Raw genomic sequence first — 19,137 nt, 5'->3', positions numbered from 1 at the left:
GACCGCCGGTTGCTCCGTAACCGCCCTTTTGAGGGCTCAAAACGGCGGCTACGGAGCAGTCGGTCGAAGGAGGCGGCTACTTCAACCCGGCGCCGGGCAGCAGGTCGGTGGCGCCGAGCGAGTCCGCGACGAAGGCGTAGTCCCAGGCGCGTTCCTTCCACTGCACGTACCGGCCGGAGGCGCCGCCGTGGCCGCCGTCCATTTCAATCTTCATCACGATCGGCTCGCCGCCGGTGTTCACCTCGCGCAACCGCTGCACCCATTTGGCTGGCTCCACGTACAGCACGCGCGTGTCATTAAACGAGGTGACCGCGGCGATTTTGGGATACGCCGCGGACCGGACGTTCTCATACGGCGTGTACGACTTCATGTACCTGTACACCTCCGGGTCCGTGATCGGGTTGCCCCATTCCTCCCATTCCAGGGCGGAGAGCGGCAGTTCCGGATCCAGGATGGTGGTCAGCGCGTCGACGAACGGCACGGCCGCGACAATCGCCGCGTACTTTTCCGGTGCCAGGTTGGCCACCGCGCCCATCAGCAGGCCGCCGGCGGAGCCGCCCATGGCCGCGATCCGGGCCGGGTCCACCCAGCCGGAGCCCGCGAGCCAGTCGGTGGCTGCGATGAAGTCGGTGAAGGTGTTCTTCTTGTGCAGCTTTTTGCCGTCGTCGTACCAGTGCCGGCCCAGTTCGCCGCCGCCGCGGATGTGCGCGATCACAAATACGATGCCGCGGTCCAGCAGCGAGAGCCGGGGAATGCCGAAGCCCGGGTCCATGCTCAGCTCGTAGGAGCCGTAGCCGTACACCAGCCCGGCCGCCGTCGAATCCTGCGCCACGGACGCGTGCCGGAGCACCGAGAGCGGGATGCGGGTCCCGTCGGAAGCGACCGCCCATTCCCGGGTGGCGACATAGTCGGCGGACGAGTAGCCGCCCAGCACCGGGCTTTCCTTGCGAAGCAGCAGCTCGCCGGCGGGCAGCTCCGGCGTCGGGAGCACAAAGTCGTAGACCCGCGACGGCGTGAAGTAGGAGGTGTAGCCCATCCGGATCACCGGGGCGTCATAGTCGGAGCCGGCCACCCCGGCGGTGTACAGCTCTTCGTCGAAGGCCGGTTCCACGGGCGCGCCCTGCGCCGGGGTCCCCAGTCCCGCCAGCGGCAGGACCTGCACCCGTTCGATCGTGTCCTTGCGGATGGACAGCACCAGGTGGGTGGAAGTCACGCCGGCGCCGTTGACGCGCACCCGGTCCGAATGTTCGACGACGGTCCGCCACTGCTGCTCGGCGGCCGGCTTCGCGAGTTCGGCCGGGTCCACGAGCGAGACCATCGAGTTGATGGCGTCCTTGTTGTGGGTCAGCAGGATGGTCTCGCGGCCCTCCAGCAGGAACGGTTCCGCCTCGTACAGGATGCGCTCGTCGCGGGAGATCACGGTCATCAGCCCGGAGTCCGGCGCGTCGAAGCGCAGCAGGCGGGTTTCGCTGAACTCGGAGCAGCCGATGCCCAGGACCAGGTGGCGCCGGTCGGCGGAGAGCTCGAAGCCGAGCCACATTGCGACGTCGTCCTCCTGGTAAATCAGCTCGTCGTCGCTGACGGGCGTGCCCAGCACGTGGGCCTTCACCTGGTAGGGGCGCCAGGAGGCGTCCACGACGGTGTAGAAGATCCGGTTGCCGTCGGGGGAGAAGGACACGCCGTAAAACACGTTCTCGATCACATCCGGCAGCAGCTCGCCGGTACGCAGGTCCTTGATGCGGAGGGTGAACCGCTCGTCGCCGGCGTTGTCCACGGCGTAGGCATACAGGTTCCCGTCAATGGTCACCGCGGAGCCGCCGACGGCGAAGAACGGTTTGCCTTCCGCCTCCACGTTGCCGTCCAGCAGCACCTCCTCGCCGGGGATCGCGACGCCGACCTCGACGGCGGGCGGAGTCCAGTCCGCCACGCGGTCGCCGCTGTCCTGGGCACGGACGCGGCACTGGATGCCGTATTCCTTGCCCTCGACTGAGCGGGTGTAGTACCACCAGCCGTCCTTGCGGTTGGGGACAGAGAGGTCGGTCTCCTGGGTGCGTCCCTTGATTTCCTGGAAGATGGCCTCGCGCAACGGTTCCTGGTGGGCGGTCACCGCTTCCTGGTAAGCGTTTTCGGCCTTCAACAGTTCCACGACCTCGGCGGATTCCTTGTCCCGCAGCCACTCGTAGTTGTCCTCGAAAACATCACCATGGTGGGTGCGGCGGGCGGGCACTTTCTTGGCCACGGGGGGCTGCGGGGAAGGCTGCACGGGAGTCTGCGTCATGGACCCAATCTACCGAACATCTCTCCGGCGGCTGGGCGGTCAATTGCCGTTTTGCAGTTTGTGGGCGGCTACGTAAGTGTCGAGTTTGTTGGCCCGCAGCGCGGCCACAAGCTCGGCGGTTTTTGCGGGGTCCTGGACCACAATGGATTGCCCGTCGTCGCTGGTCCCGTCGCCCGCCGTCGGCAGGGTGAAGAACGCCCCGCCGGCGGGGGTGTTCCGGAAGCTGAACGTGAGGCGCGCCAGCGCGTCGAGGGTCAGGCCCGGGACAACGGTGACACGCGGCAGCACGGTGGCGGCCAGGTTGCGGGCGGCGGCGCGGTCGGCCACGCTTTGCTTGACGGCCGTGGCCAGGACCGCTTTGAGGAAGGTCTGCTGGTTCCGGACGCGCTGGTAGTCGCCGTCGACGAACGCTTTGCGCTCGCGGACAAAATCCAGGGCCCGCGCGCCGTTGAGCCGGTTCACGCCGGCCGAAAACGCTACCCCGGGGTCGATGGTCGAGGTGAACGGCAGCTTCACGTTGACATCGACACCGCCTACCGCGTCGGTCAGGGCGGCGAAGGTCTGGAAGTCGACCATCACCGTGTGGTTGATCCGCTGGCCGAGCAGGGATTCGACGGTTCGCGTTGCGAGCGGAATGCCGCCTAGTTCGAGGCTCGCGTTGATTTTCGCCTCGCCGTGGCCGGGAATGCTGACCCACAGGTCACGCATCAGCGAGATGCCGTAGACCTGCTGCCGGTTCGCGGGGAGGTGGAGGAAAACGAGGGTGTCCGCCCGCTGATCGGAGGCTTTGCCCGCGGCGGCCGCGCCCCGCTGGTTGACCCGACTGTCGCTGCCGATCAGCAGGATGTTCAGCGCGGTGGGCGGCGGCTCCGGCGGCGGCGTGGGGCTCGGCGTCACCGCCGCGCTTGGCGCGGGGGATTGCGCCGGACCGGCGTCCGGCGTCCGCGGCGGGGACAGCAGGAAAGCGGCGGCGGCGACGCCGGCAGCCAGCAACGCGCCCAGGACGGCGAACAGGATCCGACGGCGCCGCCGTCCGGCCGGCGCAGAGGGCTGCCCCGCCGGCGGTTCTGCTGGTTCGGGCGTGACCATGAGCGGACGATACCACCGGCCGGCGGGGGTGGGGCAGGGCCACACGGCGCTAAGCGGGCAGGGCTACGCCGGCCAGGTCAGGCGGGCGAAACGCAGGACGGCCAGAACGGCCGGTGCCAGCTGGTCCTCCATGGCGTCGTAGACGTCCTGGCCGCGCCCGTACGGGTCAACGACGTCGTTATCCGCCGGATCCGAGGGCAGCGCCAGATGCCGCACGGACGCGGCGCGGGCGGGAAGGCTCCGCCAGTTTTCCGTCCCCCCGACGTCGGCCGCCCCGGTGTCTGCCGCCCGGCTGTCGGCCGCACCGCTGTCGGCCCCGCCGGCGTCGGCCACCCCCCGTCCAGACAGTCCCTGTCCGGCCGCCCCGTGTCCGGACAGTCCGTGGCGCAGCTCCAGCTGGGACAACAACCGGGCGAATTCGCGGATCGTGAATGTTCGCCTCAGCAACGAGGCATCCAACTGCAGGACCTCGCCGCGGTGCGTGGACGTCATGGTGAGGACCAGGTCCGCTTCCCGGAGGAGCTGGCCGGTGAGCTGCCGCGCGGAGAATCCCTCCGGGCTGCCGCCATAGGTTCGAATAATGTCGGCCGACGGCGGCTGGATCGGATGGCCCACCATGGCCCGGGTGCCGGCGCTCCGGACCACGAAGGCGCCTGCCTGTACCTGGTCCAGGCCGGCCTGGAGCAGGCGTTCGGCCACGGGCGACCGGCAGATGTTTCCGGTGCAGACGGTCAGGATGCGAACGGGCGGGGGCGTTTCCACAGACAACCCTTTCGGAGCTCGGTGCTGGACCGGCGTGATCCGCGCCCCCAACTTAACACGGGGATTTCGGCCGGAGGCAGAGGGGTTCGCCGGAAGCTGCGCCGCGGGCGCCGGGTGCTTGACTCGCTTCCCGCCTTCCGCATATCCTGAACGAACGGTCGGTAATTATTTATCGGAAATGCATAGGAGCAACCATGGCATCGCAGACCCTGCAGTCAGTGCCCGCCGAGCCATCGCCGGCGCGGCACAAAACTCGGCACGAAATGAGCCCCGAGGACGCGGCCCGCCGTGATGCCGAGGGACAGGCCTACTTTGACAAGGTCATGGCGGAGGATTCCCGGATCGAACCCCGTGACTGGATGCCCCCGGCCTATCGCAAGACCCTGCTGCGCCAGATCTCGCAGCATGCGCACTCGGAGATCATCGGCATGCAGCCGGAGGCCAACTGGATCTCCCGCGCCCCGAGCCTGAAGCGCAAGGCCATCCTGATGGCCAAGGTCCAGGACGAGGCCGGCCACGGCCTCTACCTGTACTCCGCCGCCGAGACCCTCGGCCAGCCGCGCGATGCGATGATGCAGGACCTGATGGACGGCAAGGCGAAGTATTCCTCCATCTTCAACTACCCTGCCCGCACCTGGGCGGACATGGGTGCTATCGGCTGGATGGTCGACGGCGCCGCGATCGCCAACCAGGTGCCGCTTTGCCGGGCCTCCTTCGGCCCCTACGGCCGCGCGATGGTCCGTGTCTGCAAGGAAGAGTCTTTCCACCAGCGGCAGGGCTTCGAAATTCTGCTGGAACTCTCGCACGGCACCCCGGAGCAGAAGCAGATGGCCCAGGATGCCGTGAACCGCTGGTACGCGCCGGCCCTGATGATGTTCGGCCCGCCGGACGACGCTTCGCCCAACTCCAAGCAGTCCATGGCCTGGAACATCAAGCGCTTCAGCAATGACGAGCTCCGCAACCGCTTTGTCGGCATGATGATGGAGCAGGTCAAGGTCCTGGGGCTCACGCTGCCGGACAAGGACATCCGCTTTAACGAGGAAACCCGCAAGTGGGAGCACGGTCCGCTGGACTGGGATGAGTTCCACGAAGTCCTGGCCGGCCGTGGCCCGTGCAACGCCCAGCGCCTGGAACGGCGCCGCGAAGCGCACCAGAACGGTGCGTGGGTGCGCGAAGCAGCAGCGGCCTATGCAGCGAAGCAGGCCAAGAAGCACGCAGAGAAGGAATTTGCAGCATGATCCCCAACGACTCCCCAACCTCGCAAGTCCCCAGCCGCACCCTAGACTCGCAAGCTCGTCCAGGGAACCCCGCGGCCGGGGGCCCCCGGCCGGGGACCCCTGTCGTCGTGGCCCCAACCCCCGAACCCCACGCAGGCAACGTCTGGCCCATCTGGGAAGTCTTCGTCCGCTCCAGCCGCGGCCTCTCCCACGTCCACGCCGGGTCCCTGCACGCCCCGGACGCCGCGATGGCGCTGCGCAACGCACGCGACCTGTACACCCGCCGCAACGAGGGCGTGTCCATCTGGGTGGTTCCCGCGGACGCCATCGCCTCGTCCGACCCGGATTCCAAGGGCGCCTTCTTCGAGTCGCCGCAGGGCAAGGACTACCGGCACGCGACGTATTACACCAAGAGCGAGGGCGTGAAGCACCTGTGAGCACCCCCGAAGCAACCACTGAAACCAGCAGCCACGACGGCGGCCACGGAGACATCTCCGTCGGCGTCCAGGGATCCAGCGGCAGCGGCGAGGCCACGGCCAGCGCCACGCGCATCACGCCGGGAAATGCCCTCCGCCCCGAGGACATCGCCCTGGCCGTCAGCCGCGGCACCGCGAAGCCGAGCGAAGACGTCGCCGAACTGGCCCTGCGCCTGGGCGACGACGCCCTGGTCCTCGCCCAGCGCCTGGGCCACTGGATCTCCCGTGCCCCCGAGCTCGAAGAGGACATCGCGTTGGGCAACATCGCGCTGGACCAGCTGGGCCACGCCCGGTCCTTCCTGAGCTACGCCGGGGGCCTGGACGGCAGGAGCGAGGACGACCTCGCCTACTTCCGCCGCGAGCACGAATTCCGCTCGGTGGAGCTGTTCGAGCAGCCCAACGGCGACTTCGCGGTCACCATCGCCCGGCAGTTTGTCGTGAGCTATTACCAGTTCGAGCTATACCGCCGGCTGGCCGACTCCACCGACGCCACCCTGGCCGGCATCGCGGCGAAGGCCGTCAAGGAAGTGGACTACCACCGCGACCACAGCGCCCAGTGGGTGCTGCGCCTGGCGCTCGGCACGGACGAGTCCCACGCGAAGATGATCCACGGCTTCAAGGTCATCTGGCCCTACGTGGACGAGCTGTTCCGCGACGACGAACTGACCGGACGGCTCAGCGAGTCCGGCGCCGCCGTCCAGCCCTCCAGCCTGCGGGCCGAGTTCGACCGCCTCACCGGCGAGGTGCTGGCCGAGGCGGAGCTCGACGTTCCGCAGGTCCAGCCCGCCCCGGGCGGCGGGCGCCGCGGGCTCCACTCCGAGCACCTGGGCTATCTCCTCGCCGAGATGCAGGTCCTGGCACGCGAATTCCCCGGAGCGAGCTGGTAGCCATGCCGGAGATGTACGTCAGCCACCCCACGGCCGATGCCACGGCACCCGGGGAACAGAAGTCAGCCGCACAGCGGACTGCGGACCAGAAAGCGTGGCAGATCGCCGCGACGGTCTGCGACCCGGAAATCCCCGTCCTCACCATTGAGGACCTGGGGATCCTGCGCGGCGTCCGGGTCGCCAAGGAACCCAACGCGGACGACGGCGGCTTGGTCCCCGCCGTGCAGGTCACCATCACGCCGACCTACTCGGGCTGCCCCGCCATGGACGCCATCCGCGATGACCTCACGGCCGCCTTCCACCGGGAGGGCTACCCCAGTGTCAACGTCGAACTGGTGCTCTCCCCGGCGTGGACCACGGACTGGATGAGCGAGGCCGGCAAGGCCAAGCTGGAGCAATACGGCATCGCCCCGCCCTCCGGCCACTCCAACGCCGTCCGCCACGCCGGGCCGGTCCGGCTGTCCCTCGCCGTCAAATGCCCCCAGTGTTCGTCGCTGAACACCAAGGAACTCACCCGCTTCGGATCCACCTCCTGCAAGGCGCTCTACGTCTGCCAGGACTGCAAGGAACCGTTCGACTACTTCAAAGTTTTGTAAGGAACAGGTGCCCCCATGACCGTTGTCCGCCAGACCGCCGCCGAAGCGGCCACCGCGACCGGCCGCCGTCGTGCGTCCTTCCACACCCTGGCGGTGGACGAAGTCCGCCGGCTCACCGACGACGCGATCGAGGTCACTTTCGGTGTTCCGCCCGAGCTGGCCGGACAGTTCGACTACCTTCCGGGACAGTACGTCGCCCTGCGGACCACCCTGCCGGACGAAAAGGGCGAACCGCACGAGGTGCGCCGCAGCTACTCGATCTGCGCGGAGCCGCGCAGCTTTGCCGACGGCAGCAGTGAGATCCGCGTCGCCATCAAGAAGGACCTCGGCGGCTTGTTTTCCACCTGGGCCAATGCCGAACTCAAGGCCGGCGACGTCCTGGACGTCATGAGCCCGATGGGTGCGTTCGTGTCCAAGCACGGCCGCGACGGCAAGCCCGTGGAACAGAACGTCATGAACTCCATGAACCATCCCGAGGACTTGGCAGGGGAACCCGGCTCGTTCGTCGCAATCGCCGCCGGTTCCGGGATCACGCCCGTCATTGCGATCGCCCGGACGCTGCTCGCGGCCCACCCGGAGACCCGTTTCGACCTCATCTACGCCAACAAGGCCGCGATGGACGTGATGTTCCTCGAGGAACTCGCCGACCTGAAGGACAAGTACCCGTCACGGCTCGCCCTGCACCACGTGCTCTCGCGCGAACAGCGGATCGCCCCGCTGCTCAGCGGCCGGATCGACGCCGAGAAGCTGCAGGCGCTGCTGGGCACCGCGATCCACGCGGACGACGTCGACGAATGGTTCCTCTGCGGACCGTTCGAACTTGTCCAGCTGTGCCGCGACACCCTCGCGGCCCGCGGCGTGAAGCCGGAACATGTCCGGTTCGAGCTGTTCACCTCCGGCAAGCCGGACCGCCCCGAAGGAAACATCGGCCGGCCGGTCGTCGCAGACGAGTCCAAAGCGACCTACAAGATCACCTTCAAGCTCGACGGCTTGCAGGGCGAGGTCGCCAGCCCGACGCACGCCCGCGAATCGATCCTCAACGCGGCCCTGCGGGTCCGCCCGGACGTCCCGTTCGCCTGCGCGGGCGGCGTCTGCGGCACCTGCCGCGCCAAGGTGGTCGCCGGGTCCGTCACGATGGACGAGAACTACGCGCTGGAGCAGGACGAACTGGACAAGGGCTACGTCCTGACCTGCCAATCCCACCCCACCACGCCCGAAGTCACCGTCGACTTCGACGTCTAAGTCTTCCCGATTCCTAGGAGCCGCATGATTTCCCTGACCATCGCCGACGGCATCGCCGAGGTTGTCCTGGATGCACCGCAGAAGCTGAACTCGCTGGACGAGCAGGCCCTGCAGGATTTGGCACAGGCGTACGACGACGCCGCCGACGCCGCCGCGCGCGGGGAGGTCCGGGCGCTGCTGCTCCGCGGCGAGGGCCGCGCGTTCTGCGCGGGCAGGGACATCGCCGGCGTGACCCCGGAGAGCGACGACGCCCAGGCCTACCTGGGCGGGCTGGTCCAGCCGCTGCTGAAAAAGATGAGTTCCTTCCCGGCGCCCACCTTTGCCGCGGCGCAGGGCGCCTGCCTCGGCGTGGGGCTCGGGCTGCTGCTGGCGACCGACGTCGTGTACGTCGCGGACACTGCCAAGTTCGGTTCCCCGTTCGCCAAGCTCGGGGCCACCTTGGACTCGGGCGGGCACTGGTACTTCACCGAACGGCTGGGGATGCACCGCACCCTGGACCTGATCTACACCGCCGAGCTCATGAGCGGCGCAGAGGCGGTGGCCCAGGGGCTGTTCAGCCGCGCGATGCCGGCGGATGAGCTGCTGGAGAACACGCGCGGCATCGTCGCCAAGGTTGCCACCGGCGCCACAGGGGCGTTCAACGCCAGCAAGGAGCTGGTGGCTCAAATCCGGGACCAGCGGCTGGGGCTCTGGGAAGCCATGGAGGAGGAGAACGCGGAGCAGGCCCGCCTCTGCAAGAGCGAGGACTACGCCGAGGGGTTCCGTGCCTTCCAGGAAAAACGGACGCCCGTTTTCAAGGGCTAGGCGGTCCAGAAAGAGGAACCTGCGGACCCGTGCTGGCACCCCATTTCGTTAGAGCCATTCTCATTTGAAGGGTGCACTTGTAGGGTTTCGTCTATGACCTTGGGGAAACCACTAACAAAAGCCGTTATTCCTGCCGCAGGACTGGGAACACGTTTCCTTCCCGCCACTAAAGCGATGCCGAAAGAAATGCTGCCCGTGGTGGACCAGCCGGCCATCCAATATGTGGTGGAAGAAGCCGTCAACGCGGGCCTATCTGACCTCCTAATGATCACTGGACGGCAGAAGCGGGCGCTCGAAGACCACTTCGACCGCGAGCCGAACCTCGAGCGCGCACTAGAGGCCAAAGGCGATTTCGACCGTCTGGAGGCCGTCCAGCACGCCTCCGGCCTCGGACCGTTGCACTTCGTCCGTCAGGGCGACCCCAAGGGCCTGGGACACGCCGTGCTGTGTGCCCGCCAGCATGTGGGCGACGAGCCCTTCGCCGTCCTGTTGGGCGATGACCTGATTGATGAGCGGGATCAGCTCCTGAGGAGCATGATTGAGGTTCAGGCCCGCACCGGCGGTTCCGTCGTCGCCCTGATTGAGGTGGACCCCGCGCAGATCAGCGCCTACGGCTGCGCTGACGTCTCCGCTGTCGACGGCGAAGACCATGTGCGCGTCAACGGTCTGGTGGAAAAGCCCTCGGTCGCGGACGCACCCTCAAATCTTGCCGTCATCGGCCGCTACGTGCTGCACCCTGCGGTTTTCGACGTGCTGGAAGATACGCCGCCCGGGCGGGGTGGAGAAATCAAGCTCACTGACGCCCTGCAGACGCTGGCGACGTCCGACGGTGAGGGCGGAGGCGTATACGGCGTAATCTTCAAGGGCCGCCGCTACGACACCGGCGACAAGCTCAGCTACCTGAAGGCAGTCATCTCGATTGCCTCCGAGCGGGTGGATTTTGGCGAGGACCTCAAGACCTGGATGAAGGCGTTCGTCAGCTGATCCGCGCCCGGTGTGGATTACGAGGAGGAATCTGGTGAGCTGGCTCTGCACGGGCTGATCCACGGGGCTGGGCCAGAAACCCACCAACTTTAGGAAAATCAGGAAACCGGCCAGGACGCCGCGCCACAGACGCGGCGTGGTGCCCGGCTTCATGCGGCCCTGAGGATGCCGTAAGGAGTGCGACTGATGCGGATAACTTCGCCACAGCACATCCTAACCAGCCCCGGCCCTGTGCCAGCGCCGGGGCTACGACACCGGAGATCAACTCAGCGACATCAAGACGGTCACTTCGCTCGCGTATGAGCCAGGTCCTGGGTTTTGACCTCAGAACCTGGCTCAAGGCTTTCATCAACTGACGGGCAAGCCGCGAATATGATCGGGGTTCTCCCGATACCATGCGACGGTGCTCTTGATTCCGTCAGGCAAACTGATGCGTGCCGACCAGCCGGTCGTGGCGAGCCTGGAGACATCCAAGAGCTTCCGGGGGGTGCCGTCGGGTTTGCTGGCGTCCCAGTGGCTCTGTCCGTCGTAGCCCACGGCTTCTGCCACAATTGACGCCAGCTCCCTGATCGTGACGTCGCTTCCGGTCCCCACATTGATCTGCGCGGCGCCATCGTAGTTCTCGAGCAGGTGCAGGCAAGCCGAGGCCATATCGTCCACGTGCAGGAATTCGCGCCGTGGAGAGCCGGTTCCCCAGTTGGTGACGCTGCCGGCCCCGGTTCTGGCCGCCTCGTCATATCTTCGGATGAGGGACGGCAGAACGTGGGAGCCGGCAGCGGAGAAGTTGTCGCCCGGGCCGTACAGGTTGGTCGGCATGGCCGAGATCCATGGGAGTGAATACTGGCGCCGAATCGCTTGAACGTGCATGATCCCGGCAATCTTCGCTATCGCGTAGGCATCGTTGGTGGGTTCCAGAAGGCCGGTCAGCAACGACTCCTCCCGGATTGGCTGCTCGGCGAACTTGGGGTAAATGCATGACGAGCCGAGAAAGAGAAGCCGCTCCACCCCGTATTCGCGTGCCGCGTCAAGGACGTTGACCTGGATGCGCAGGTTGTCGCTGAGAAATTCCACCGGGTAGGTGCTGTTGGCCAGGATGCCGCCCACTTTGGCTGCGGCGAGAACCACGTAGCGTGGCTGGGTGGCGGCGAAGAAGTCGAAAACGTCGGCTCGGTTCCTTAGATCAAGCTCCCTTGACGTGCGACCGATGAGATTGCTGAACCCCTCGCCCTCGAGATTCCGCCAGATCGCCGAGCCGACCAGCCCCCGGTGGCCGGCTATATAGAAAGGTGCTGAACGGTCGAGGCGGCCGGCCTGGAAGTCGACATGGGGATTCACAGGTTGTTCCAGCTCTCAAGGTCAACGCTGTCGATCCAGCTTTCGCCAGCGTGCTGCAATGCTTCGATATCGGCGTCCACCATGATGCGCGCCAGCTCAGGGGCGTGGACCGAGGCCTTCCAGCCGAGCTTTTCCTGTGCCTTTGAGGCGTCGCCAATTAGGGCATCCACTTCGGTGGGCCGGAGGTACCGCTCGTCGAACCGGACATGATCCTCCCATTTCAGGCCGGCGTGGTCGAAGGAGATTTGCAGGAAGTCCCGGACGGTGTAGCTGCCGCCGGTCGCCAGCACAAAGTCTTCCGGTTCGTCGGCCTGGAGCATCCTCCACATGCCCTCAACATACTCGGCGGCATAACCCCAGTCGCGGACGGCGTCAAGGTTTCCCATGTAAAGCAACTCCTGCTTACCGGCTTTGATCGCAGCCACGGCCCGGGTGATTTTGCGGGTGACGAATGTTTCGCCGCGCCGGGGGGACTCGTGGTTGAAGAGGATGCCGTTCACGGCGAACATACCGTAGGCCTCGCGGTAGTTCTTCGTAATCCAGTAACTGTAGACCTTGGCCGCGCCGTAGGGTGAGCGAGGGTAAAAGCCAGTCTCCTCGTTCTGCGGTGGGGGTGTGGCGCCGAACATCTCAGACGAGGACGCCTGGTAAAACCTCGTCTTGATACCGGACATCCGCACGGCTTCCAGGAGACGGATCGTCCCCACGCCGGTTGTGTCCGCCGTGTGCTCGGGTTCATCGAAGGAAACGCGGACGTGGGACTGGGCCGCCAAGTTATAGACCTCGTCGGGACGGATGTCACCCAGCAGCGTGACTAGCCGGGCACCGTCGCTCAGGTCGCCGTAATGCAGGAAGAGCGTGGCCTCGGGATCATGCGGATCGAGGTACAGGTGATCGACCCTCGCGGTGTTGAACGTGGACGCTCGGCGAATGAGGCCATGCACCTCATACCCCTTGTTTAAGAGCAATTCTGCAAGATACGAGCCGTCTTGGCCTGTGATGCCCGTGATGAATGCGCGCTTTTTCATTTGGTCCCCCATTGATGTGATACAACGATTTCCTCCGGCCTCGGCAGGCCCGCAGAGATATAGCTCTGGAACAAGTCATCGAATTTTGCAACGGCCGTCGCCTCAGAAAGAGTCGATTGCCGGAAGCTTAATCCGTTTTGACCGAGTCTCTTTGCAAGTGTTTTGTCGGATCCGAGTGTTTCTGCAGCCTCGAGCAACGCCGCCGGATCGTCTGCATCCACCCGCACGCCGGCGCCCGCGGCTGCTAGCTCCTCGGCGGTAACGCTGCCGGCGTCAGTCGCCGCGAGGACCGGCACGCCCGCATTGAAATAGGAGGTGAGCTTGCTTGGCACCGACATATCCTTGACGCCGGCGAGTTCATTCACGAGAAGCACGTCAGCGGCTGTCAGTGCGATTTGGAACTCCGCGTCGGGCAGCGGGTCAACGAATGAAATATTGCGCAGTCCCCTGGCAGCCATTTCCAGGTCGTCCCGCTGGTTGCCGTCTCCCATCAGGACAAATTGCACCCTGCTGCTGGTTTTTTCGGCTACGCGGGCGGCCGCAATGACGTTCTCGAGGCCCTGCTTCTTCCCCATGTTCCCTGCGTGGAGGACAATGATTCCATCTGTTTTCCAGCCGAGCCTTTCCCGAAGGTCGCGCTGCCCGGCCGAAGGGGCGGGCGGGAGATGTGTCCAGTTTCGTATGACACTGACATGCTGGCGGGAAAGCCGCAGGGTGTCAGTGAGATACTGGCGGAACCGTTCGTGAATGGCCACGATGCCGTCCGCATGACCCAGGATGGCCGCTTCCAGCCGTATGGCCAGGCGTGCAAAGGGTCCCGTCGCCAGATCTGTTTCCACGACCCCCCGGCTGTACAGGTCCTGCACCCAGATGAGGCAGGGCGGCCTCTTGACGGAAAACCGGGCCCTGATTGTTGCGATGCCAGTGGAGATGAGAGCCGGGCTCACCAGAAGGATGACGTCGGGAGTGTCCCAGTCGGCGGCCAAGGCCCGCGCCCCGAACGTGAATTCCATGATAATCCTGCGCAGGGCCGTGGGCTTGTGTGGGGTGTAGTGACGGAGCCTGGTTATCGCTACTCCGTCGAGAGTCTCGCTTTTCTTCCAGCCGCCATATCCCTTATGGCGGCGCCATTCAGGGTAATGCGGAAAACCCGTCACGACCCTGACCGTGTGACCGTGCGCGGCGAGGTTTTTGGCCAGGCTTGTGGTGTAGGGGGCAATGCCGGATCTCTCCGGGCCATAGTTAAGCCCGATGATAGTGATTCTTGTCATTGAGACCGCCAAATACTGGTAGAAATCTGTGAGCTGATTTGAACGCACCGGGTGCTGGTGATGATCTTATGAACGGCCCATCAACTCCGGCACGAGTATCGACTACTTGTCTTCCCCCCGGACGTCCTCTTAGGCAATGCCCGTGCGGGGCCACATACTCATGCCACTAATGCCGGCCACACGACCATTTCGTTTTCAAATGCAAGAATGGTGCTCGGTTGAAATGGGCAGCTCTTTTGATGGGCTCGGCGTCTGCTCCATGTCGGGAGCAGGCTCGGGATGGGGAGGGCAGGAACATTCCTCAACAGGGTGACTCAAAGCCGCAGAACTGACAGACGGCACGCCGGAGCGCTTGGCCGACGCCGTCGAGCGCATATTATCCGGACAAGCGTTGCGGGACACCCTGGTGTCCAATGGGTACAAGGGACTCGCGACGACGTTCAGTATTGCGGTCGGCGCGCAACTGTCAGCGATTTACGGCTCACAGGCCTAACGGCAGTCGGGCCGGAAGCGCTACCTCGTGTCAAGGTCTTCGAAGACCAGGAACGTCTGCGTGTCCAAGACCCCGGGCATGGACTGCAGCTGGTCGAAGATCACCCGGCGCAGGTCCACGTTGTCCACGGCGCGGACCAGCAGGATCACGTCGAAGTCGCCGCCCACGAGTGCGATGTGGTGCACCTCGGGAATCGCCCGGAGCAGCTCCCGCAGCTCCCGCCAGGAATGCTGGCGCACCTTGAGGGTCACGTAGGCGGAGGACTTCAGCCCGGCCTTGATCGGATCCACCAGTGCCGTGAACTTGGTGAGCACCCCTTCGCCGGTCAGCCGGGCAATCCGGGTGTACGCGTGGGCGCGGGAAATATGGACATTCTCGGCCACCTGGGTCACGGACATCCGACCGTCCCGGGTCAACTCCGCGATGATGTTCCGGTCGACGTCGTCCAGCGGAACAGCCTGGTCCGCCTCCGTCTCTGCCATTTGTCTACAACCCCCGCCGGTAATCTAGCTCACACTTACAGTTCGTCTTTCAGAATAGGGCAATCTCGGGTAGGTCTCCACAGTTTTAGCTAGAGGTGGATACGAATCTGCGGCTGGGACCATACTGGGAGCGAATAGTGGCTACAGAAGGACAGACCAATGACGATCTCCGCAGACCACACTGCGCAGCAGCCGGCCCCCGGGCAGGCGTCCTCCGCCGCGGCGGACGACGCCGCCGCCGCGGACAACCCTGCCGCGTCGGAAAATGCCGCCAGCGAGGCCGTTCGCAAGTTCGGCATCACGGTCGAGGACTACATGCTGCCTGCCCGGCACCCGATCCAGATCGTGGGCCCCGACGGCGCGGTGAACGCCCACACGGAGCAGGGCGCGCAGCCCGGCCACGAATACAGCCTGCCCGGGGACGCGGAACTGATGGCCGCCTACGAGCAGCTCGTCGTCGGACGCCGCGTCAACGACCAGAACTCGGCCTTGGTCCGGCAGGGCCGGATGGCCGTCTACCCTTCCAGCCACGGCCAGGAGGCCTGCCAGGTCGCGGCCGCGCTCTGCCTCTCCGACGGCGACTGGATGTTCCCCACCTACCGTGACTCCGTGGCCGTGATGGCCCGCGGCGTGGACCCGGTCCAGACCATGACGCTGTTCCGCGGCGACTGGCACGGCGGCTACGACCCGGCGAAGCACAAGGTCGGCATTCAGTGCACCCCGCTGACCACCCAGCTGCTGCACGCCGTCGGCGTCGCCCACGCGGCCAAACTCCGCGGCGAGGACACCGTCGTCCTGGCCATGTGCGGCGACGGCGCCACCAGCGAGGGCGATTTCCACGAGGCGCTGAACTTCGCCGCCGTGTTCCACCTCCCGGTGGTCTTCTTCGTCCAGAACAACCAGTACGCCATCTCCGTGCCGCTCGCGCACCAGTCGGTCGCGCCGTCGCTCGCGCACAAGGCCGTCGGCTACGGCATGGCCGGCGAACGCGTGGACGGCAACGACATTGTCGCGCTCCTGGCCGTGCTGGGCCGGGCCGTGAAACTGGCCCGCGACGGTTCCGGCCCGCTCCTGGTGGAAGCGCATACCTACCGGATGCAGGCCCACACCAACGCCGACGACGCCACGCGCTACCGGCAGGACAGCGAAGTCGCCGAATGGGTGGCCAAGGATCCGCTAAGCCGGATGAAAACCTACCTGACGGAGCGCGGACTGCTCGACGACGACGGCGCCGCCCGGATCGCCGAAAAGGCCGAAACCGTAGCCTCGCAGCTGCGCGACGGCCTGGGCGAGGACGTCCCCGTGGATCCCCAGGACCTCTTCAAGTACGTCTTCTCCACCCCGACCCCGCAATTGCAGGAACAGTCCGCCATGCTCGCCGACGAACTGGTACGCGACGCCGCCGCCCCAACTTCCGAGGAGTCCGCACGATGAGCCCCGCCATCACCACCTCCTCCGAGGCGAACGGCAACGTCAGCGCCGCCACGGCCCGTGCCGCAGCCAAGGCCGCTGTTGAAGCCGAAAAGACAGGCCCGCAGACCGTCACTCTGGCCAAGGCGCTCAACACCGCCATGGCCGACGCCATGCACGCCGATGACTCCGTCCTGGTCTTCGGCGAGGACGTCGGCATGCTCGGCGGCGTTTTCCGGATCACCGACGGCCTGACCAAGACCTTCGGCCAGGGCCGCTGCTTCGACACCCCGCTGGCCGAATCCGGCATTGTGGGCATGGCCGTTGGCATGGCCATGAACGGCATGCGCCCGGTCATCGAGATGCAGTTCGACGCCTTCGCCTACCCGGCGTTCGAACAGATCGTCAGCCACGTCGCCAAGATGCACAACCGCACCAAGGGCACCGTGAAGCTGCCCATCGTCATCCGCGTCCCCTACGCCGGCGGCATCGGGGGAGTGGAGCACCACTGCGACTCCTCCGAGGCTTATTACGCCCACACCGCCGGGCTGAAGGTTTTCACCCCTGCCACCGTGGCCGACGGCTACCGGATGCTCCGCGAAGCCATCGACTCGGACGACCCCGTCATGTTCATGGAGCCCAAGAAGCTGTACTGGTCCAAGGACCAGGTGGACCTGGGCGCGCTCCGCGCCGAGCACGCCGCGAACACCGAACGCGGGACCTCCTCCGAGGGCCGCGCCGCCGTCGCCCGCCCGGGCACCGACGCCACGCTGATCGCCTACGGACCCTCCGTCCCGACGGCGCTCGCCGCCGCTGCCGCTGCTGCCGAGGAGGGCCGCTCGCTTGAGGTAATCGACGTCCGCTCGATCGTGCCGTTCGACGACGAGACGGTTTGCGCTTCGGTGCGCAAGACCGGCCGTGCCGTGGTGATCGCCGAGGCGCACGGCTTCGCCTCGGTGGCCTCCGAAATCGTGGCCCGGGTCCAGGAACGCTGCTTCCACCACCTCGCCGCCCCGATCCGCCGCGTCACCGGCTTCGACGTGCCGTACCCGGCGCCGAAACTCGAGCACTATTACCTGCCCGGCGTGGACCGTATCCTCGACGCCGTTGACGACCTCCAGTGGGAAGACTGACTGACCATGACCGAACCGAAAGTATTCCTCCTGCCGGACCTCGGCGAGGGCCTCACCGAAGCCGAGCTCGTCAGCTGGCTCGTAGCCGTGGGTGACGAGATCCGCGTCGACCAGCCGATCGCCGAGGTTGAGACCGCCAAGTCCATGGTCGAAGTTCCTTCGCCGTATGCCGGCACCGTCGCCGTGCTGCACGGCGAGCCCGGCCAGACGCTCGACGTCGGCAAGCCGCTGATTTCCGTGACGCCTGTTGGCGCCTCCGGTGCTTCCAGTGCGGGTGGCGCCGCCACAGGCAATGCCGCCCCCGCCCCTTCGCCGGACAGCATTCGTCCTTCGGACGATGCTGCCGGCTCAGTCAGGCCCGATGCCACTCCCGGGGCGGCATTGCCTGCGTCGGCGGCGTCGGTGGGCACGTCACCTGCCGATATTGGCGACTCGCCTTCCGATGTTGGCGGGTCCCCTGATGCTGCTTCGTCGGCTTCGGCGGACTCATCGTCGTCCTCCTCCGCTGCCGCCGAGGTTTATCGCGAGGAGGAGAAGGCTGGGTCGGGGAATGTGCTGATTGGGTATGGGACTCCGGGCGGGCATGGGGTTGCTCGGCGGATGCGGGCTCCCAAGCGGGCTGTCCTGGCCGGGCCGGTGGCTCAGGTGTCGGAGGCGGAGAAGGCTGCCGATGACCTTCTTTTGATGCGGACCCGGGTTCCGGGGAAGCTGGGGGCTGTTATTTCTCCGCTGGTCCGGCGGATGGCTCGGGACCATGGGGTTGATTTGGGGGAACTCCAAGGCTCGGGGACCAGCGGGCTGATCATGCGCCGCGATGTCGAGGCCGTCATCAAGCCAGCTCCGGCAGCTGAGCGGCCCGCGGCACAGCCTGCCGAAACGCCGGTGCCGGCGAGCGAGGGGGGCACCGATGCTCGGACCGGTCTTGGCATCACCGGGCGCACCCCGGTCCGCGGTGTGCGCAAGGCCGTGGCCGCGAACATGAGCCGCAGCCGGTCCGAGATTCCCGAGGCCACCGTGTGGGTGGACGTGGACGCCACGGCGCTCGTGGAACTGCGTGCCGCGCTGAAGAAGGCCGATCCGCACCACACCCCGGGCCTGCTGGCGTTCATCGCCCGCTTCGTCACCGCGGGGCTGAAGAAGTTCCCGGAACTGAACACCCGGATCGTCACCACCGAGGACACCGCCGGCGGCGCCAGCCAGGAAATCGTCGCCTTCGACGGCGTTAACCTCGGCTTCGCCGCCCAGACCGACCGGGGACTGATGGTCCCCTCCGTGCGCAACGCGGACAAACTCAGCGCCCGCGAACTGGACGCGGAGATCCGGCGGCTCACCGCCGTCGTCCGCGACGGCAAGGCGACACCGGCGGAACTGGGCAGCGGCACCTTCACGCTGAACAACTACGGCGTCTTTGGCGTGGACGGCTCCGCGGCGATCATCAACCACCCCGAGGTGGGCATCCTCGGCGTCGGCCGCATCATCGACAAGCCGTGGGTGGTTAACGGGGAGCTCGCCGTCCGCAAGGTCACCGAGCTGACGCTCACCTTTGACCACCGCGTGTGCGACGGCGGCACCGCCGGCGGCTTCCTGCGCTACGTAGCCGACGCGATCGAAAACCCGGGGTCCGTGCTGGCCGATCTGTAAGCCCGGAAG

Annotated in this window: 17 protein-coding genes; 10 read left to right on the top strand and 7 right to left on the bottom strand. The window is 66.3% G+C overall.

Annotated elements, in window-relative coordinates; genetic code table 11:
* Nucleotides 1-76: 76 nt before the first annotated feature.
* The 3 genes from ABIN76_RS00405 to ABIN76_RS00395 all read right to left on the bottom strand — a co-directional run bounded on the left by ABIN76_RS00405 (nucleotide 77) and on the right by ABIN76_RS00395 (nucleotide 4,129).
* Nucleotides 77-2,278 (bottom strand): S9 family peptidase, encoded by a 2,202-nt coding sequence (locus ABIN76_RS00405; RefSeq protein ID WP_346957747.1) that lies wholly within the window; start codon nucleotides 2,276-2,278, stop codon nucleotides 77-79.
* Between the two features lie 39 nt (nucleotides 2,279-2,317).
* Nucleotides 2,318-3,367, bottom strand: coding sequence for an LCP family protein (locus ABIN76_RS00400; RefSeq protein ID WP_346957746.1), 1,050 nt, complete (start codon nucleotides 3,365-3,367; stop codon nucleotides 2,318-2,320).
* 63 nt (nucleotides 3,368-3,430) lie between these two features.
* Nucleotides 3,431-4,129, bottom strand: a complete 699-nt coding sequence (locus ABIN76_RS00395; RefSeq protein WP_346957745.1) for a low molecular weight phosphatase family protein — start codon at nucleotides 4,127-4,129, stop codon at nucleotides 3,431-3,433.
* Between the two features lie 194 nt (nucleotides 4,130-4,323).
* Between ABIN76_RS00395 and paaA the strand changes: the two genes are divergently transcribed.
* The 7 genes from paaA (at nucleotide 4,324) to galU (ending at nucleotide 10,335) form a co-directional block, all read left to right on the top strand.
* A complete protein-coding gene (gene paaA / locus ABIN76_RS00390; protein WP_346957744.1) occupies nucleotides 4,324-5,367 on the top strand; it encodes a 1,2-phenylacetyl-CoA epoxidase subunit PaaA in 1,044 nt (347 codons plus the stop codon).
* Nucleotides 5,364-5,783 (top strand): 1,2-phenylacetyl-CoA epoxidase subunit PaaB, encoded by a 420-nt coding sequence (paaB, locus tag ABIN76_RS00385; protein ID WP_346957743.1) that lies wholly within the window; start codon nucleotides 5,364-5,366, stop codon nucleotides 5,781-5,783. Before paaA ends, paaB begins: the two co-directional genes overlap by 4 nt.
* Entirely contained in the window at nucleotides 5,780-6,709 is a 930-nt protein-coding gene (gene paaC / locus ABIN76_RS00380; protein WP_346957742.1) for a 1,2-phenylacetyl-CoA epoxidase subunit PaaC, read from the top strand. Before paaB ends, paaC begins: the two co-directional genes overlap by 4 nt.
* A 2-nt stretch (nucleotides 6,710-6,711) precedes the next feature.
* Nucleotides 6,712-7,305, top strand: a complete 594-nt coding sequence (gene paaD, locus ABIN76_RS00375; RefSeq protein ID WP_346957741.1) for a 1,2-phenylacetyl-CoA epoxidase subunit PaaD — start codon at nucleotides 6,712-6,714, stop codon at nucleotides 7,303-7,305.
* 15 nt (nucleotides 7,306-7,320) lie between these two features.
* Entirely contained in the window at nucleotides 7,321-8,547 is a 1,227-nt protein-coding gene (gene paaE, locus ABIN76_RS00370; RefSeq protein WP_346957740.1) for a 1,2-phenylacetyl-CoA epoxidase subunit PaaE, read from the top strand.
* Between the two features lie 24 nt (nucleotides 8,548-8,571).
* Nucleotides 8,572-9,351 carry an enoyl-CoA hydratase/isomerase family protein gene (locus tag ABIN76_RS00365; RefSeq protein ID WP_346957739.1) on the top strand — a complete coding sequence of 260 codons (780 nt, stop codon included), beginning with the start codon at nucleotides 8,572-8,574 and terminating at the stop codon, nucleotides 9,349-9,351.
* Nucleotides 9,352-9,444: 93 nt separating this feature from the next.
* Nucleotides 9,445-10,335 (top strand): UTP--glucose-1-phosphate uridylyltransferase GalU, encoded by an 891-nt coding sequence (galU, locus tag ABIN76_RS00360; protein WP_346957738.1) that lies wholly within the window; start codon nucleotides 9,445-9,447, stop codon nucleotides 10,333-10,335.
* A 348-nt stretch (nucleotides 10,336-10,683) separates the two neighbouring features.
* On the opposite strand, the gene ABIN76_RS00355 is transcribed toward galU, so the two are convergent.
* The 4 genes from ABIN76_RS00355 to ABIN76_RS00340 form a co-directional block, all read right to left on the bottom strand.
* Nucleotides 10,684-11,670, bottom strand: coding sequence for a GDP-L-fucose synthase (locus ABIN76_RS00355; RefSeq protein ID WP_346957737.1), 987 nt, complete (start codon nucleotides 11,668-11,670; stop codon nucleotides 10,684-10,686).
* Nucleotides 11,667-12,698, bottom strand: coding sequence for a GDP-mannose 4,6-dehydratase (gene gmd, locus ABIN76_RS00350; protein WP_346957736.1), 1,032 nt, complete (start codon nucleotides 12,696-12,698; stop codon nucleotides 11,667-11,669). Before gmd ends, ABIN76_RS00355 begins: the two co-directional genes overlap by 4 nt.
* Complete coding sequence (locus ABIN76_RS00345; protein ID WP_346957735.1) at nucleotides 12,695-13,969, bottom strand: glycosyltransferase family 4 protein; 1,275 nt, start codon at nucleotides 13,967-13,969, stop codon at nucleotides 12,695-12,697. The genes gmd and ABIN76_RS00345 overlap by 4 nt, the downstream gene beginning before the upstream one ends.
* 513 nt (nucleotides 13,970-14,482) lie before the next feature.
* A complete protein-coding gene (locus ABIN76_RS00340; RefSeq protein ID WP_175321412.1) occupies nucleotides 14,483-14,944 on the bottom strand; it encodes an Lrp/AsnC family transcriptional regulator in 462 nt (153 codons plus the stop codon).
* A gap of 159 nt (nucleotides 14,945-15,103) precedes the next feature.
* Here ABIN76_RS00340 and pdhA point away from each other — a divergent pair, with 159 nt between their 5' ends.
* The 3 genes from pdhA to ABIN76_RS00325 are packed head-to-tail and all read left to right on the top strand — an operon-like array spanning nucleotide 15,104 to nucleotide 19,128.
* Nucleotides 15,104-16,378: a pyruvate dehydrogenase (acetyl-transferring) E1 component subunit alpha gene (pdhA, locus tag ABIN76_RS00335; protein ID WP_346957734.1), complete on the top strand. Its 1,275-nt coding sequence runs from the start codon at nucleotides 15,104-15,106 to the stop codon at nucleotides 16,376-16,378.
* On the top strand, nucleotides 16,375-17,487 hold the full coding sequence (locus ABIN76_RS00330) for an alpha-ketoacid dehydrogenase subunit beta (protein WP_346957733.1): 1,113 nt from the start codon (nucleotides 16,375-16,377) through the stop codon (nucleotides 17,485-17,487). The genes pdhA and ABIN76_RS00330 overlap by 4 nt, the downstream gene beginning before the upstream one ends.
* Before the next feature lie 6 nt (nucleotides 17,488-17,493).
* Nucleotides 17,494-19,128, top strand: a complete 1,635-nt coding sequence (locus tag ABIN76_RS00325) for a dihydrolipoamide acetyltransferase family protein (protein ID WP_346957732.1) — start codon at nucleotides 17,494-17,496, stop codon at nucleotides 19,126-19,128.
* Nucleotides 19,129-19,137: the final 9 nt, after the last annotated feature.

The sequence above is a fragment of the uncultured Arthrobacter sp. genome, assembly GCF_964021775.1.
In the GTDB taxonomy this organism is placed as follows: Bacteria; Actinomycetota; Actinomycetes; order Actinomycetales; family Micrococcaceae; genus Arthrobacter.
This window is presented reverse-complemented; position numbering and strand designations above follow the sequence as displayed.

Bases quoted from the DNA above. Each gene is read 5' to 3' on its own strand.
- paaA (WP_346957744.1), top strand. From the start codon at position 4,324: ATGGCATCGCAGACCCTGCAGTCAGTGCCCGCCGAGCCATCGCCGGCG.
- ABIN76_RS00330 (WP_346957733.1), top strand. From the start codon at position 16,375: ATGAGCCCCGCCATCACCACCTCCTCCGAGGCGAACGGCAACGTCAGC.
- ABIN76_RS00365 (WP_346957739.1), top strand. From the start codon at position 8,572: ATGATTTCCCTGACCATCGCCGACGGCATCGCCGAGGTTGTCCTGGAT.
- ABIN76_RS00340 (WP_175321412.1), bottom strand. From the start codon at position 14,944: ATGGCAGAGACGGAGGCGGACCAGGCTGTTCCGCTGGACGACGTCGAC.
- ABIN76_RS00405 (WP_346957747.1), bottom strand. From the start codon at position 2,278: ATGACGCAGACTCCCGTGCAGCCTTCCCCGCAGCCCCCCGTGGCCAAG.
- ABIN76_RS00345 (WP_346957735.1), bottom strand. From the start codon at position 13,969: ATGACAAGAATCACTATCATCGGGCTTAACTATGGCCCGGAGAGATCC.
- paaE (WP_346957740.1), top strand. From the start codon at position 7,321: ATGACCGTTGTCCGCCAGACCGCCGCCGAAGCGGCCACCGCGACCGGC.
- galU (WP_346957738.1), top strand. From the start codon at position 9,445: ATGACCTTGGGGAAACCACTAACAAAAGCCGTTATTCCTGCCGCAGGA.
- paaB (WP_346957743.1), top strand. From the start codon at position 5,364: ATGATCCCCAACGACTCCCCAACCTCGCAAGTCCCCAGCCGCACCCTA.
- paaD (WP_346957741.1), top strand. From the start codon at position 6,712: ATGCCGGAGATGTACGTCAGCCACCCCACGGCCGATGCCACGGCACCC.
- pdhA (WP_346957734.1), top strand. From the start codon at position 15,104: ATGACGATCTCCGCAGACCACACTGCGCAGCAGCCGGCCCCCGGGCAG.
- ABIN76_RS00325 (WP_346957732.1), top strand. From the start codon at position 17,494: ATGACCGAACCGAAAGTATTCCTCCTGCCGGACCTCGGCGAGGGCCTC.
- gmd (WP_346957736.1), bottom strand. From the start codon at position 12,698: ATGAAAAAGCGCGCATTCATCACGGGCATCACAGGCCAAGACGGCTCG.
- ABIN76_RS00400 (WP_346957746.1), bottom strand. From the start codon at position 3,367: ATGGTCACGCCCGAACCAGCAGAACCGCCGGCGGGGCAGCCCTCTGCG.